This window comes from Bradyrhizobium sp. Y36 (assembly GCF_002531575.1).
Taxonomy (GTDB): Bacteria; Pseudomonadota; Alphaproteobacteria; order Rhizobiales; family Xanthobacteraceae; genus Bradyrhizobium.
This window is the reverse complement of record NZ_NWTI01000015.1, coordinates 63,925-76,032: the sequence shown is the minus strand read 5'-3', so window position 1 is coordinate 76,032 and position 12,108 is coordinate 63,925. Positions and strand designations below refer to the sequence as shown.

12 protein-coding genes are annotated in these 12,108 nt (G+C 65.8%); 7 read left to right on the top strand and 5 right to left on the bottom strand.

Features of this window, described 5'->3' with window-relative positions:
- The first annotated feature begins 98 nt into the window (after nucleotides 1-98).
- Nucleotides 99-308 (top strand): cold-shock protein, encoded by a 210-nt coding sequence (locus CO669_RS23290; protein ID WP_028144554.1) that lies wholly within the window; start codon nucleotides 99-101, stop codon nucleotides 306-308.
- 374 nt (nucleotides 309-682) lie between these two features.
- On the top strand, nucleotides 683-919 hold the full coding sequence (locus CO669_RS23280; RefSeq protein ID WP_097662272.1) for a hypothetical protein: 237 nt from the start codon (nucleotides 683-685) through the stop codon (nucleotides 917-919).
- Nucleotides 920-946: 27 nt separating this feature from the next.
- Here the strand turns inward: CO669_RS23280 and CO669_RS23275 are convergent, their stop codons facing one another.
- The 3 genes from CO669_RS23275 to CO669_RS23265 form a co-directional block, all read right to left on the bottom strand.
- Nucleotides 947-2,170 (bottom strand): hypothetical protein, encoded by a 1,224-nt coding sequence (locus tag CO669_RS23275; RefSeq protein WP_097662271.1) that lies wholly within the window; start codon nucleotides 2,168-2,170, stop codon nucleotides 947-949.
- An 86-nt stretch (nucleotides 2,171-2,256) separates the two neighbouring features.
- The gene (locus CO669_RS23270; RefSeq protein ID WP_097662270.1) at nucleotides 2,257-3,759 is read right to left on the bottom strand and encodes a class I adenylate-forming enzyme family protein; all 1,503 of its coding nucleotides are present in this window, start codon (nucleotides 3,757-3,759) and stop codon (nucleotides 2,257-2,259) included.
- A gap of 4 nt (nucleotides 3,760-3,763) precedes the next feature.
- Nucleotides 3,764-5,629, bottom strand: coding sequence for an extracellular solute-binding protein (locus tag CO669_RS23265; RefSeq protein ID WP_198964217.1), 1,866 nt, complete (start codon nucleotides 5,627-5,629; stop codon nucleotides 3,764-3,766).
- Nucleotides 5,630-5,890: 261 nt separating this feature from the next.
- On the opposite strand from CO669_RS23265, the gene CO669_RS23260 reads away from it, so the two are divergent.
- Nucleotides 5,891-6,709 (top strand): invasion associated locus B family protein, encoded by an 819-nt coding sequence (locus CO669_RS23260; RefSeq protein WP_097662269.1) that lies wholly within the window; start codon nucleotides 5,891-5,893, stop codon nucleotides 6,707-6,709.
- 77 nt (nucleotides 6,710-6,786) lie between these two features.
- Here the strand turns inward: CO669_RS23260 and hspQ are convergent, their stop codons facing one another.
- Nucleotides 6,787-7,119: a heat shock protein HspQ gene (hspQ, locus tag CO669_RS23255; protein ID WP_018317973.1), complete on the bottom strand. Its 333-nt coding sequence runs from the start codon at nucleotides 7,117-7,119 to the stop codon at nucleotides 6,787-6,789.
- 106 nt (nucleotides 7,120-7,225) lie between these two features.
- On the opposite strand from hspQ, the gene CO669_RS23250 reads away from it, so the two are divergent.
- Entirely contained in the window at nucleotides 7,226-8,179 is a 954-nt protein-coding gene (locus CO669_RS23250) for an AEC family transporter (protein ID WP_097662268.1), read from the top strand.
- Nucleotides 8,180-8,185: 6 nt separating this feature from the next.
- Here the strand turns inward: CO669_RS23250 and CO669_RS23245 are convergent, their stop codons facing one another.
- Nucleotides 8,186-9,370, bottom strand: coding sequence for a UbiH/UbiF family hydroxylase (locus tag CO669_RS23245; RefSeq protein ID WP_097662267.1), 1,185 nt, complete (start codon nucleotides 9,368-9,370; stop codon nucleotides 8,186-8,188).
- An 86-nt stretch (nucleotides 9,371-9,456) separates the two neighbouring features.
- On the opposite strand from CO669_RS23245, the gene pcsA reads away from it, so the two are divergent.
- The 3 genes from pcsA to CO669_RS23230 all read left to right on the top strand — a co-directional run bounded on the left by pcsA (nucleotide 9,457) and on the right by CO669_RS23230 (nucleotide 12,006).
- Complete coding sequence (gene pcsA, locus CO669_RS23240) at nucleotides 9,457-10,224, top strand: phosphatidylcholine synthase (RefSeq protein ID WP_097662266.1); 768 nt, start codon at nucleotides 9,457-9,459, stop codon at nucleotides 10,222-10,224.
- Nucleotides 10,221-10,955 carry a TerC family protein gene (locus CO669_RS23235; protein WP_097662265.1) on the top strand — a complete coding sequence of 245 codons (735 nt, stop codon included), beginning with the start codon at nucleotides 10,221-10,223 and terminating at the stop codon, nucleotides 10,953-10,955. The genes pcsA and CO669_RS23235 overlap by 4 nt, the downstream gene beginning before the upstream one ends.
- A gap of 76 nt (nucleotides 10,956-11,031) precedes the next feature.
- The gene (locus tag CO669_RS23230) at nucleotides 11,032-12,006 is read left to right on the top strand and encodes a quinone oxidoreductase family protein (RefSeq protein ID WP_097662264.1); all 975 of its coding nucleotides are present in this window, start codon (nucleotides 11,032-11,034) and stop codon (nucleotides 12,004-12,006) included.
- Nucleotides 12,007-12,108: the final 102 nt, after the last annotated feature.

Sequence of the window (12,108 nt, the reverse complement as noted above, 5' to 3'; positions counted from 1 at the left end):
CAAGCGCGCCTGACTGACGACCCTCCCTCCAGATCTCGACGACACCGAACGCGCTTTTCAGCGCGGTCAAACGCTTATCTATCTTAAAGGACGACCCCATGACGACGGGAACTGTGAAGTGGTTTAACAGCCAAAAGGGTTTCGGATTCATTCAGCCCGACCAGGGCAGCCAGGATGTGTTCGTTCACATCAGCGCCGTTGAACGCGCCGGCATGAATACTCTGAACGAAGGGCAGAAGGTTTCATTCGAAATCGTTGCAGACCGCCGGACCGGCAAGTCTGCTGCTGAAGATCTGCGCGCCGCATAGGCTGTCGCAATCGACATGACGTTGCTTTGACCACGGATGTACTGGCAGAGCTTCGGATCTCTTGGCCCGCGACCGTTCACCGGCCGCGGGTTTTTTGCACCTGTGACCGCCTGATCGCGAATGCCAACAGTGGCGTTTCGCGCGAAGATACCCATATAGATTTCATGACCAATTGGCAGAAGTCGACCACGCGGCAAGCACCCAAGACCAAGGCAGAGCTCCGCCTGATGCTGACAGAAGCGGTCTGCAATACGCAACCGAGGTCCGAGTCAGAGCGAAGATCGAAAGCCAGGAAGATCGCGGCCGGGGCGGCTCGTGCCGATCCAGCGTCCGGGGTCGCCTTACCGGTTCGCTGAGCCGCGAGAAAGAGCAGCATGCGCAAACTTCCCCAGCCCACCGAGCAAGAGCTTCGGGAGGGCCCTCAGGCGGTGTCCTTCCAGATCGCGAACGGGAACACGCGGCAGCGCTGTATTCTTCAAACAAATTTCCCGACCAAGGTGCAGGCGCAGAGATACCTTCTGACGAACTGGCCGGCCGTCGAGAAGATGGCGCGCGACGCTCTCGCGATGGGGATTGTCGAAGATGGCCAGATCAAGCTCATGATGGTCTGAGCGGTTGAGGCGCGACAGCTGCGGTTGCTACGACGCCGCCCGCGTCCCGTCCGCCGACAGCCGGGCCAGCAGCGACCTTGCCGTATCCGACGGCGACAGCGAGTCCACGCTGACCACGGGTTCGCTGCGCATCTCGTGCTTGCCGTTCGAGGTGTGGCGCATCACGGACGATAAGCGCCGCGCGATCATGTGCGCGGTGCGGAAGTCGGTTTCCGCGAACACGACGATGACCGAGCCGTCCTTCTGCGCCGCGCCGAAATCCATCTGCCGCATCAGGCGGCTGAGGATGCGCGCGGCATCGAGCTGGGCGCGGGAATTGCCGGGGTCGAAGGCGAAGCGCGCGACCGACAGACCGCCGCCGCGGGCGAGGGCCTGCTCGACCGCCTTGGCAAAATCGCGGGCGAAAGCTTCGACCGTCAGAAGGCCGCTGCGCGGATCGAGCCAGCCGCCGGCATCGATCGAGCGCAGCGTGCGGCTCAATTGGGCTTCCATGGCGTGCTGGCGGATCAGGGGCAGCGCATTGGCCGCGACCCTGGCTGGCTCGCCCGGGATCAGCTCGAGATTGGGCAGGTCGTAAGTCTGCGTCAGCTGGTGCGCGGTGACCACCACGGGCAGGCTGCGGAAGCGGGTGTCCTCGGCGAGCACGGTGAGAAAGGCATCGGTGACGCGCGCGGTAAACCCCTCGGCGAGGACGACGCCGTCGAGGTCGCGGGTGTTGAGGTGTTTCGCGGCAGCCTCGATCGAAAGCGCGCCGACCACGCCGACACGTTCACCCAGTGCGACGGAGAGTGCGGGATAGGCCGCGCCGCGGCCGATCAGGAGCACGGTGGCATCGCGTGCGGGATCGCCTTGGGGCAATGCGACCTTCACTTCAGGCAGCCGGCGCAGCACCGTGGCATGGAGCGTGCGCACGCGCAGCGCGGCGCGAAGCCGTGCGATCAGCCGTTCGGGATTGCCGCCGCGCGAGGAGAAGGGCAGGGCGTTGTGGGGCAGCGTGCCCGCCGCATCCACGGTCACGAAGGGCAGGTAAGGCGATTGGTCGGCGATCTTCCTTGCGAGCGGCGCGATATGCGGCTCGTGCCCGCCGGACATCTGGGCGAGAACCACGGCCGGCTGGACCTGCTCGACCGCGCGCGCGGCACTGGCCCAGTCGGTGTCGACGACGGGAAACAGCCGGGCTTCGTCCAGCGCCGCAATGAAAGGCGGCCGCTCGGCATTGGACACAAACAGGATCGGGCCCGCCTGGGACATTCGACAAACTCTGATCACGCGACAGATGCCGCGCAATCTAGTTTGGCCGCCTTAATGCAGCGTCAACGGAGGTGGCGAAACTGCGTCTAGACCTGGCCGGAGCGGTCGCGAAAAGCCTCGACCATCAGGGGGTTAAGCCCGAGCTCGCTGAGCGCCTCGCGGGCCCGGGCATTGTCCTGGGCACGCCCCGCCAGCCTGTGGCCGGACAGCCGGTCGGGCAGCGCGGTGAGCAGGGCACCCTGGCCGAGCCGGCGGGCCCATTCCTGGAGATCGTTGGAGAGGAAGCGATAGCCGCCGACGGCCATGATGCCGGAGGGTGGTGCGGTGATGCAGATCGCCCCGCTCGGACGGTCGAGCCGTGCGGCATAGCCGGTGTCGACATAGTCGCGCGGCGGCTGCGCCGTCAGGGTGTCGCCGACCGGCTGCGGCGGGGCATAGGCCGCGATCGGCACCATCGCGCCGCGGAGGCCGAGCGTGCCCTTCGGTGTCAGCAGGATTTCGCCGGCAATGGACGAGCCCGCCTGCTCGCGCGGGGCGCCGTGCGGCCCGGGCATGACCGGCACCGGCATGCCGTCCTCGCCGCGGCGGGCGCCGAACAGGCCGGCCTCGCCGAACAGATAGACGTCGGTCAATGGCGCATGCGGGGCGATCCAGGCATCGCTCGCCGCCACCTGCTCGGGTGCGCGCCACAGGCCGATGACGTTGCGCAAAGACGGCATCCGCGCCGCCAGGTCGGCATCGCCGAGGCGCAGGGCGAGCTGCGCCGGCGCGATCAGCACCTCGCATTCATGCTCGTTGATCTGCTGCTCCAGCACATCGTTGTCGAAGGGATGATGCAGCGCCAGCGCGCCGCCGGAGAGCAGCCACACCGCGAGCGAGGAGGCGAGGCCGGCGAACGACATCGGCGCGAGCGCGGCCATCAATGTCGCGCCCTGCCTGATGTCGGCTTCCAGCGACATCGCAAGACCGCCGGCGATCAGGCTGAAATGCGGCCGCGGCACCGGGCGAAAGCCTTCCGCCGTGACGTCGAAGGAGATCATCGCGGCCTTGCGGCCGTCCTGGATCACCGCACGCGTCAGGCCGGGCGGGCGGGCCAGCACCTCGTCGAGCGAAGCCATGCCTTCGGGCAGGTCGGTGCCGAAGCCGCAGACGTGACGGATCGAGAACGCTTCGGCGGCGGCGTGCATCGCGAGATCGGCATAGCTGACGCCGTCGACCGTGCTCATGGTGACGATGGCGCGCGCCGCGGTGCGGTTGAGCGCGGCAGTCAGCTCCGCGTGTCGCCACAGCAGCGGCAGCACTGCGACGACGAGGCCGGCGCGATGGGCGGCGAGCACGGTGAGCACGAACTCGACCGTGGCCGGCAATTGGATCGCGATGACGGAATTGGCCGGCAGGCCGGCTTCGACGAAATAGGCCGACAGCGCCTCGATGGCCGTGTCGGCCTCGGCATAGGTCATCCGTCGCGGCTGATGCCCGGTCACGCGGGCCTTGTTGAGGGGGTCGAGCAGGGCAGGCGCGTGCGGCTGCCGCATCAGCGTGCGCTGAAACAACGTGTCGAGCGTCGGTGATACGGCTGGCTGGTTCACGGCGTCACTTCGCTGGAATCGCTGGAGGCTGCCCCTTCGACCACCAGGTCTCCGGCAAATAGCCGGAGAGGGAGGTGGCCTTGGGTCGTTCTATCCGATTCCAGCGCGCGATCCATTGCTCCGATACGTTAAACAGGGGGATTGTGTAGAAGCCCGCGATCAAGGCGCGGTCGAGCGCCCGCACCGACGAGACGAAATCCGTATGTTCACGGGCTTCGAGCAGCGCGGCGATCATGGCGTCGACCGCCGGATCTTTAGCGCCCATGTAGTTGCGGGTTCCGGGATTCTCCGCGGCAGCGCTGCCCCAATAGAAAGATTGCTCGTTGCCGGGCGAGAGCGACTGGTCCCAGCGGTTCTGGATCATGTCGAATTCGAATGCGAGCCGGCGCTGGTCGAACTGCACGGGATCGACCGACCGCACGCTCGGCTCGATGCCGGCGCGCTTGAGGTCGCGCTGGAACGCGAGCGCGATACGCTCCTGGTCGCGGGTCGTGACCATGATCTCGAACGTGAAGGGCGCCTTGGTCGCGCGGTTGCGCAGCACCGTGCCGTCGAGATCGTAGCCGGCCTCGGACAGCAGCTTCAGCGCCGCGCGCAGCGTGGTGCGGTCGCGTCCCGATCCGTCGGTCACGGGAAGGCGGTAGCTGCCGTCCATGACGTCGGCTGGAATCTGGGCAGCGAACGGTTTCAGCAGCTCGCGTTCGCGCGCGTCCGCCGGCTTGCCATAGGCCGACAGGTCGGAGCCGGCGAAATAGCCGGCAACGCGCGCATAGAGCCCGAAGAAATAGCTGCGGTTGACCAGCTCGAAATCGAACAGCAGCGTCAGCGCCTGGCGCACGCGGATGTCGGCGAAGACAGGACGTCGCGTGTTGAACACCAGGAATTCGGATGGCTGTGGCATGCCCGGCTTGACGGTATCGCGGATCACCTCGCCGCTTTTGGCGGCCGGAAAATCGTAGCCGTCATGCCAGCGCAGCGGCTCGTGCTCGACGCGGAAATCGTAGAGGCCGCGCTTGAAGGCTTCGAACTGGCCGTTGGCCTCGCGAAAATAGTCGAGCCTGATCTCGTCGAAATTGTAGAGCCCGCGGTTGATGGGCAGGTCGCGGCCCCAATAGTCGGGATTGCGGGTCAGCGTCACGCTGGCCCCGGGCTTCACGGCCGTGACGCGGTAGGGACCGGAGCCGACCGGGCTCGCCAGCGTCGTCTCCTCGAAGGTCGCGACGTCGACGGCATGCTTCGGCAGGATCGGCATCAGGCCGAGGATCAGCGGCAGCTCGCGGTCATTGGCGCCTGCGAGGTCGAAGCGGACCGTGAGGGGATCGGGTGCCTCGGCCTTGGCGACCTTGGCGTAGTACTGGCGGTGGTTCGGCCTGCCGTGGTCGCGCAGCAGCTGGCAGGAGAACAGCACGTCCTCGGCCGTGACCGGCTTGCCGTCGGAGAAGCGGGCGTGCGGATCGAGGCGGAATGTGACGAAGCTCCGCTCGTCGTCGGTTTCGACGCTCCTGGCGAGCAGGCCGTAGAGCGTGAACGGCTCGTCGTTGCCGCGCGCGAGCAGGCTCTCGATCACGTAGCCCCGCATCTGCTGCACGGCCAGTCCCTTGACGATGAAGGGATTGAGGCTGTCGAACGTGCCGAGAACACCCCAGGTCAGGCGGCCGCCCTTGGGGGCTTCGGGGTTGGCGTAGGGCATGTGGGTGAAATCGGCCGGCATCGCCGGCCTGCCGTGCATGGCGATGGCATGGGCCTCCTCGGCCCGTGCGGCGCCTGTCGACACTCCGCCGCCGAGTGCCAGGACAAGGGCCGAGGCCAACGAGGCCAAGACGCGAACGCGGACACCGGGGCCCTCGAAGCGGCGTTGGAACATGAACATCAGCACACGTTGATTCGAGGACCGGCTCGTCTTGAATCCTATCACAGGGAATTTCCCCGGGCTCAGCTGCGGACGGGGCCAAAGGCGCTTGTCGGCATTGATCTTTTCGTCGGCCACGCTAAGAAGGCACGCAATCGCGCAAGAGCGTCGAGCCCGTCACTTATCCGCCTCAATTGACGGGGAGAGAGCCGCGCCCAAGGCGGCCAGGTTCGGCGCTTCGGAGCGGTTCGGGCACTTCCCGTTCAGAAAGGGTTTTCCGCAATGAATTTCCGTTACTTGGCCGCGTCCGTCCGGCCGCGCGGGCGACTTCTCGCCTTGTTGACGGCGACGGCGTTGGCCGTCCCGTTTGCCGCCGAGGCCCAAACCCCGGCACCGGCCCCCGGCGCGCCCAAGGCGGCTCCGGCCCCGAAGGCGGCCCCCAAGGCGGCCCCCAAGGCTCCGGCGCCGGCCGCTCAGGCCCCCGCCCAGCAGGCTCCCGCTGCAGGCGCTCCGGCGCAGCAGGGCGCAGCCCAGCCGGCCGACCAGCAGATCCAGCTGATCTATGCCCCCTGGACCAAGTTCTGCCTCAAGGGCCAGGACGCCAACGCCAAGCAGGTCTGCTTCACCGGCAAGGACGGCCGCATCGAATCGGGCCAGCCGGTCATCGCCGCCGTCATCATCGAGCCGGAAGGCGAGCCCAAGAAGATCCTGCGCGTGACGCTGCCGCTCGGCATGCAGCTCGTGCACGGCACCCGCATCATCGTGGACAGCAACGCGCCGCTGCAGCAGCCCTATGTGATCTGCTTCCAGAACGGCTGCATGTCGGACTATGAGGCGACGCCCGAGCTCATCAACAGCATGAAGAAGGGCCAGAATCTCGTTGTCCAGGCGATCAACGCCAACGGCGCGCCGCTGACCCTGCCGCTGCCGCTCGCCGGTGAATTCCAGAAGGCCTATGACGGTCCGCCGACCGATCCGAAGGTGTTCGAGGAAAACCAGAAGAAGCTCCAGGAAGAGCTTCAGAAGAAGGCCGACGAGCAGCGCAAGAAGCTCGAGCAGGGCGGTGGTGCCCCGGGCGCCGCTCCGGCAGGCCAGAAGTAATCGGAGTCAGGCTCCGGACATGAAAAAGGCGCTCGTTTCGAGCGCCTTTTTTGCTGGCCGTTGGCCGGCGACGAATGTCAGTTCAGCGAGGGATTGCGCGGGCGATAGCCGCCATCCTTGTTCTTGATGAAGATCTCGGCCACCTGGGAATGCCGGATCGGTTCACCGGACTCGTCGGGCAGCAGATTCTGCTCGGAAACATAGGCGACGTACTCGGACTCCGCGTTCTCCGCGAGCAGGTGGTAGAACGGCTGGTCCTTGTGGGGCCGGACCTCCTCGGGGATCGACAGCCACCACTCTTCGGTGTTGTTGAATTCCGGATCAATGTCGAAGATCACGCCCCGGAACGAGAAGATCCGATGGCGTACGACCTGTCCGATCTGGAATTTGGCGGTCCGCGCTTTAATCATTCCCCGTCGATAGACCAGGATTGTGGCCGATGCTAGTGGCCTCATTTGGAATTGACGTTCACGTCAGGGGCAGATAGCCCCCAAATCTTCAGAAAACGCTTCATCAATGGTCGATATCCTCAATCTGGCGCTACCTTATTTCGGCTTAATCTTCGTCGGGTTTGCCTGCGGCAAGGTCAAATCGCTGCCGGAATCAGGCCTCGCCTGGATGAACTTCTTCCTGCTCTACGTGTCGCTGCCGGCGCTGCTGTTTGCGATCATGTCCAAGACGCCGTTCTCGGAATTGAACAACCCGCCATTCCTGGTGGCGACCACGCTGTCCACCGTCGCCGCGTTCACCCTGGCGTTGGTCGTGGGCAAGGTCTTTGGCCGGCTGACATTGCGCGAGGCCACGCTCGCAGGTCTCTCCGGCGGCTACGGCAATATCGGTTACATGGGGCCCGGGCTGGCGCTCGCCGTGCTCGGGACCAAGGCTGCGGCACCGACCGCGCTGATCTTCTGCTGCGACAGCATCTTCCTGTTCACGATCGTGCCGCTCTTGATCGAGCTGTCCGACCGCGACCATCCCTCGATCGTGCACGCCTTCGGCGTCGTGGTGAAGCAGATCGTGCTCAACCCGCTGATCATGTCGGCCTGCTTTGGCGCGGCCTTCGCTTCGCTGCACATCGAGATGCCTGTCGCGCTCGATCGCACCATTACCTTCCTGCAGAATGCGGCGGCCCCGACTGCTCTGTTCGTGCTCGGCGTGACCGTGGCGCTGCGGCCGTTCGACCGCGTGCCCTGGGAAGTCCCCGGCGTGATCGCGGTGAAGCTGCTGTTCCATCCGCTCGCGGCGTTCGGCCTGATGCTGGCGTTCGGGCCGTTCGCACAGCCCTGGGCCGCGACCGCCGTGCTGATGGCCTCGCTGCCGCCGGCGCTGAACGTGTTCGTGATCGCCCGGCAGAACGATGCCTGGATCGAGTCCGCCTCCGTGGCGGTGCTGCTCGGGACGTTTGCGTCGGTGGTCACGCTGACCAGCGTCATGTGGGCGATCCAGACGGGACGGCTAGCGTTTCCGTGAGAGACGTTACCGTCGCCAGGTCGGCGTCAGGCCCTCGCGCATCGCAAAGCGGCGGAGCGGGCCGATGGCGCCGAGCAGGTGCATGCCGACGGCGCGGACCGGCTGCAGCGGCAGGAAGTCGTTGAGCAGGGAACGGTTGGCGATGTCGATCGCAAACGTCCGGCTCAGAATGTCCGGGCGCCGGGCGCGGTCGTAGCGCTTGAGCACCGCATCCGCGCCGGGATCCTCGCCGGCAGCGACGGCTTCGCCCGCGAGGCGGGCGATATCGGCGGCATCGCGCAGGCCGAGATTGAGGCCCTGGGCGCCGATCGGGGGAACCACATGGGCGGCTTCGCCGACCAGCGCGATACGGTCGCGGCCGAAGGATTTTGGACGTTCGATCGCCAGCGGGAACAGGTTGCGGCCGGGCTCCACGCTCATGCGGCCAAGGATCGAATGCGACTGCTTCTCGATCGCTGCAGACAGCTCCGCATCATCAAGGCTCCGCAGCCGTTCGGCCTCCGTCGGGGCCGAGACCCACACGACGCTGGAGCGGTCGCCGGGCAGAGGCACGAACACACAAGGCCCGTGGGGCGTGTGGAACTCGGTCGAGACGTTGCGATGCGGCCTGGTGTGGCCGACGTTGAAGGTCAGCGCGGTCTGCGTCAGCTCGCGCCGCGTCACCTCGATCCCGGCAGCCTCCCGGCACAGCGAATGCCGACCGTCGGCGCCGACCACGAGGCGGGCCGTGAGAAACTGTGCGGAGGCCGTGCGCACCGCGACGTCGTCGGCCTCGATGACGACGCTTTCGGCCTCGTCGTCGAAACGAACGAGACCGGGCAGCTCGGCCGCGCGCTCTTCCAGCGCCAGCATCAGCGAGCGGTTGTCGATGTTATAGCCGAAGGCGTCGAGCCCGATTTCGTGGCAGGAGAAACGGACCTCGGGGCTGCGGAACAGGCGGCCGGTGTCGTCGACGAGACGCATGGTTTCGAGCGCGGCCGCCTTGTCCCTGCAGCGGGACCAGACGTCGAGCGTCTCCAGGAGGTCGACGGAAGCACCCAACAATGCGGTGGTGCGATTGTCGGCATAGGGCACGCGCCGCGCCACCAGAGCGACCCGGGCACCGGTCTGCGCCAACGCGATCGCCGCCGCTAGCCCAGCCGGTCCACCGCCGATCACGGCGGCGTCATGGAGTGTCGATGCCTCTGTCATGGAACGACAAATGACACGCCCGGCGGCAAATTCAAGCCCGCTGATCGTGCCTGATGTGATGATCGATTGTACGACCGGGCGGCACCATGGCGGATGTGCAAAGCGGCCCCATTCTGATAGCAGGAGCCATGGACAGCCAAGAGGATTCCCTGAAGCCCACGCCCGCGATCCGCGCCGCGGCGTTCTCGGTGCACATCTTCACCGCTTTCGGTGCGGCGATCGCGCTATTGGCGATGCTGGAGGCCGTGCGCGAGCACTGGGCGGCGATGTTTCAATGGCTGGGCGTCGCCCTGATCATCGACGCGATCGACGGTCCGATCGCGCGTCGGCTCGACGTCAAGAACGTGCAGCCGAACTGGTCGGGCGACGTGCTCGATCTCGTGGTCGATTTCGTCACCTATGTCTTCGTGCCGGCCTATGCGATCGTGGCCAGCGGCTTGCTGCTGCCGGTCGCGGCTCCCTTGCTCGGCATCGCCATCATCGTCACCAGCGCGTTATATTTCGCCGATCTGCGCATGAAGGCGGACGACAATCATTTCCGCGGCTTCCCGGCGCTGTGGAATGCGGCGGCGTTCTACCTGTTCCTGCTGCACTGGCCGCCGCTGTGGTCGACGCTGCTGGTGGCCGCGCTCGTCGTGCTGACCTTCGTGCCGTTCCACGTGCTGCATCCGGTCCGCGTCGTGCGGCTGCGCTGGCTGACGATGTCGCTGATCGCGGTCTGGGCGGTGCTCGGCCTTTACGTGCTGGAGATGGATTTTCGCGTCGGCACCGCCGTCACGATCGTGCTCTGCGCCATCGCGCTCTGGATCAGTTTCAGCGACGCCTTGATCCGATTGGTGCGGTCGTTCGCATGATGCATCTGCTGACCAGCCCCGAAGCCTGGGCGGCGCTGCTCACCCTGACCGCGCTCGAAATCGTGCTCGGCATCGACAATGTCATCTTCCTGTCGGTGATCGTCTCGCGCATCCCGGAGAAGCAGGCGTACCGCGCCCGCCAGATCGGGTTGGCGCTGGCGCTGATCTTCCGCATCGTCCTGCTCAGCCTGCTGGTCTGGCTGATCGGCCTGACCGCTCCGGTGTTTTCGTTTTCCGGCTACGATTTCTCCTGGCGCGACCTCATCCTGATCGGCGGTGGCCTGTTCCTGATCGCGAAGGCGACCCACGAGATCCATGCCGAGGTCGAGGCGGATGACGGCGAGGGCGGTGGGAAATCCGGCGGCAGCGCCTTCTTCTGGGTGATCGTCCAGATCATCGTCATCGACATCGTGTTCTCGCTGGACTCGATCATCACCGCGATCGGCATGGCGCAGGATATCGAGATCATGATCGCGGCGGTCGTGATCGCCTGCCTGATCATGTACATTTCGTCAGGGCCGGTGTCGCGCTTCGTCGCGGAGCACCCGACCACGAAGATGCTGGCACTGGCCTTCCTGGTGCTGATCGGCGTCGCGCTGGTCGCGGACGGATTCAAATTCCACATTCCGCGCGGCTACATCTATTTCGCCATTGCGTTCTCGGCAGCGGTGGAATTCTTCAACGTTTTGGCGAAGCGCAACCGCAGGAAAACCGGCAAGCCGTCCGCCTAGCCGTTCCAGCACCCATCGAGTTGACAAGGCGGGCGTGATGTCTTTCGCTCAGCCTCGAAGAAGAGGAGGTCAGGTGATGACCAAAGCGGTCCGTGTGCACAAGGTCGGGGGCCCCGAGGCCCTGGTCTACGAGAGCGTCGACGTGCCGGCGCCCGGTCCCGGCGAGGTGCGCATTCGCCAGCATGCGGTCGGCCTGAACTTCATCGACGTCTATTATCGCACCGGGCTCTACAAGGCGCCGGGGCTGCCCTTCATTGCCGGCAACGAGGCTTCGGGCGAGGTCGTCGCGGTCGGGCCCGGCGTGACCAATTTCCATCCCGGCGACCGCGTCGCCTACTACCACAATCTCGGCGCGTATACCGGCGAACGCAACATCCCCTGGGAAAGGCTGGTCAAGCTGCCCGACCACATCACGCACGAGCAGGGCGCCGTGCTGATGCTGAAGGGGCTGACGGTCTGGTATCTCCTGCACAAGACCTTCAAGGTCGAGCCGCATCACCGCGTGCTGATCCATGCCGCCGCCGGCGGCATCGGTCTCTTGGCCTGCCAATGGGCGAGGGCGCTCGGGGCGCACGTCATCGGCACGGTCGGCTCGCGCGAGAAGGCCGAGCTTGCGGAGGCCAATGGCTGCGACCACGTCATCCTCTACAACGAGGAAGACTTCGTCGCGCGCGTCAAGCAGATCAGCCGCAACGAAGGCTGCGACGTCGTCTATGACGGCGTCGGCAAAGCGACCTTCCCGGGCTCGCTGTCCTGCCTGAAGCCGCGCGGCATGTTCGTCTCCTTCGGCAACGCCTCGGGTCCCGTGCCGCCGTTCTCGATCGCCGAGCTCAACAATCACGGCTCGCTGTTCGCGACGCGGCCGAAGCTCAACGACTATATCGGCACGCGCAAGGAGCTGCTGGAAGGCGCCGACACGCTGTTCGCCGCCGTCATCAACGGCAAGCTGCACGTACCGATCAACCACGCCTACGCCCTCAAGGACGCCGCGAAGGCCCATATCGATCTGGAAAGCCGCAAGACCACGGGCGCGTCGATCTTGAAGCCGTAGTGCGCCGTTACGGTCGAGATCTCGTAGGGTGGGCAAAGGCGCGGAGCGTCGTGCCCACGATCTCTTCATAGTGAAGAAAACGTGGGCACGCTTCGCTTTGCC

What these genes read in the sequence shown, in the direction of transcription:
- CO669_RS23265 (WP_198964217.1), bottom strand. Translation starts at nt 5,629, where the DNA reads ATGTTCATGTTCCAACGCCGCTTCGAGGGCCCCGGTGTCCGCGTTCGC.
- CO669_RS23280 (WP_097662272.1), top strand. Translation starts at nt 683, where the DNA reads ATGCGCAAACTTCCCCAGCCCACCGAGCAAGAGCTTCGGGAGGGCCCT.
- CO669_RS23290 (WP_028144554.1), top strand. Translation starts at nt 99, where the DNA reads ATGACGACGGGAACTGTGAAGTGGTTTAACAGCCAAAAGGGTTTCGGA.
- hspQ (WP_018317973.1), bottom strand. Translation starts at nt 7,119, where the DNA reads ATGATTAAAGCGCGGACCGCCAAATTCCAGATCGGACAGGTCGTACGC.
- CO669_RS23245 (WP_097662267.1), bottom strand. Translation starts at nt 9,370, where the DNA reads ATGACAGAGGCATCGACACTCCATGACGCCGCCGTGATCGGCGGTGGA.
- CO669_RS23250 (WP_097662268.1), top strand. Translation starts at nt 7,226, where the DNA reads ATGGTCGATATCCTCAATCTGGCGCTACCTTATTTCGGCTTAATCTTC.
- CO669_RS23230 (WP_097662264.1), top strand. Translation starts at nt 11,032, where the DNA reads ATGACCAAAGCGGTCCGTGTGCACAAGGTCGGGGGCCCCGAGGCCCTG.
- CO669_RS23275 (WP_097662271.1), bottom strand. Translation starts at nt 2,170, where the DNA reads ATGTCCCAGGCGGGCCCGATCCTGTTTGTGTCCAATGCCGAGCGGCCG.
- CO669_RS23260 (WP_097662269.1), top strand. Translation starts at nt 5,891, where the DNA reads ATGAATTTCCGTTACTTGGCCGCGTCCGTCCGGCCGCGCGGGCGACTT.
- CO669_RS23235 (WP_097662265.1), top strand. Translation starts at nt 10,221, where the DNA reads ATGATGCATCTGCTGACCAGCCCCGAAGCCTGGGCGGCGCTGCTCACC.
- pcsA (WP_097662266.1), top strand. Translation starts at nt 9,457, where the DNA reads ATGGCGGATGTGCAAAGCGGCCCCATTCTGATAGCAGGAGCCATGGAC.